Source organism: Paenibacillus sp. OT2-17 (genome assembly GCF_009827695.1).
GTDB lineage: Bacteria > Bacillota > Bacilli > Paenibacillales > Paenibacillaceae > Paenibacillus > Paenibacillus polymyxa_B.
On record NZ_WUDQ01000643.1, the window covers coordinates 1 to 1,973 of the forward strand.

General features: G+C 45.6%; 2 protein-coding genes. Both read left to right on the top strand.

What is annotated here, in order from left to right; genetic code table 11:
* On the top strand, positions 1-1,263 hold a 1,263-nt coding region (locus GRP75_RS25625), incomplete at its 5' end, for a glycoside hydrolase family 10-like protein (protein ID WP_160790738.1).
* A 95-nt stretch (positions 1,264-1,358) separates the two neighbouring features.
* Positions 1,359-1,973 (top strand): patatin-like phospholipase family protein (locus GRP75_RS25630; protein ID WP_160790739.1); only part of this gene is annotated, 615 nt, incomplete at its 3' end.

Consider the following 1,973-nt stretch of genomic DNA (forward strand, 5'->3'; position numbering starts at 1 on the left):
GGAAGCAGCGGCTCCATATCAGATACGTCTGCATCTGGTAATCAGGAGAGTGTAAGTACAGATCAGGGAGCCATCGATGATGAGCAGGCGGTTGTCACTTCACCGTCAACGTCTACTAGTGAGGACGGTTCAAGTTCTTCACAGGCAAATGTTGTTCAGGTAAAGGCTTCAACCTCCATGCGTGGGGCATGGATTTCTACCATTAATGGTGATTGGCCTTCTTCTGCTGCCCGAAGCAGCTCCGAGAAGCAAAAGCAGGAGTTTACTAAAATGCTCGATGATTTGCAGGGGATGGGCATCAATGCGGTATTTGTTCAGGTTCGTGCCAGCGGCGATGCGCTCTATCCGTCGAGTCTCGTACCATGGAGCAAGTATTTGACCAACACCCAAGGTAAAAATCCAGGCTATGATCCCTTGAAATTTATGATTAGCGAATCGCACAAGCGAGGGATGGAATTCCATGCCTGGTTTAATCCGTTCCGTGCGAATTCTACAGGAACAACCAGCGGCTTGGCTGCAAATCATGTGGCTAATCAACATCCAGACTGGATTGTTAAGAATGGTAGCCAATTGTACATCAATCCAGGAATTCCGGCTGCACGTCAGCATGTCATTACGGCGATTATGGAGGTCGTGAACGGATATGACATTGACGGCGTCCATTTGGACGATTATTTTTATCCTTACAGCGGGACTTTTGATGATGATGCGACCTTCAAAGCATATAATACCAACAAAATCTCTAGCAAGGGCGACTGGCGGAGAGATAATGTGAACAGTTTTGTTCGCGATTTGGGCAAAAGCATTCATGCCAGCAAGTCTAAAGTTCAATTCGGAATTAGTCCTTTTGGGGTATGGCGTAACAAATCTCAGGACTTAACGGGTTCAGACACGAAGGCAGGCGTTACAGCGTATGATACGACGTTTGCGGATGTAAGAACCTGGATTAACAAAGAATGGATTGATTATGTAGCTCCACAAATTTACTGGAGTATCGGTTTCCCAGCGGCGGGATATGACAAGCTTGTCGCATGGTGGTCCAATGAGGTCAAAAACTCAGATGTTAAGCTGTATATCGGTCATTCTCCTTATAAGATCGGCACCCCTGAAAAGGGCTGGCAAACGGCTCAAGAGCTAATTAAGCAGCTTGAACTGAACGAAGATTATAAACAGGTCAAAGGGGATATTTACTTTAGTGCACAGCATCTGCGTAAAAATCCATACGGACTCATTCAGCTTCTTCAAAATTATTATCAAATGTGATATAAATTGGATCATATAGGTTCTATTTGGGCCTCCGTTCTCATACATAAGCAGTAGAACTGCTTACTCCCAAGAGAACGGAGGTTTTTTGATCTATGCTGATCAATGCTGTGTTCCAGGGTGGAGGGGTTAAGGGAATTTCGCTGGCGGGTGCAGTTAAGGCTGCGGAGGAGCATGGAATTGTATTCAATCGTTTGGCAGGAACATCATCAGGTGCTATTGTAGCTGCTTTATTGGCTGCGGGATACTCTGCGGATGAAATGAAAGCCGTAATTGAGAAAACCCCCTTGGTCAAGTTGTTACGACGTTCTCCAGTGTTCAATATTAAGTGGGTTGGACCAGCAGCTCGTATCTTTCTTAAAAAAGGGCTCTACTCAGGGGAGGCACTGGAGCACTGGGTACGTGAGCTGTTACGAGCTAAGGGAGTGCGTACGTTCGCGGATTTACCTCCTGGCAAACTGCGCATTATTGCATCAGATATCACGAATGGACGCATTCTGGTGCTTCCTGAGGATATCAAACGTTTTGGTATCAATCCCTCTTCACTGGAGGTAGCTAAAGCCATTCGGATGAGCACAAGTATCCCTTATTTTTTTGATCCCGTTATGTTAAGGCTTGATTCTGCACTTGCCAAGGGAAAGACTTTTTCTCAGCAATTTGTATTTGTAGTTGATGGGGCTTTACTAAGCAATTTGCCGTTGTGGCTTTTT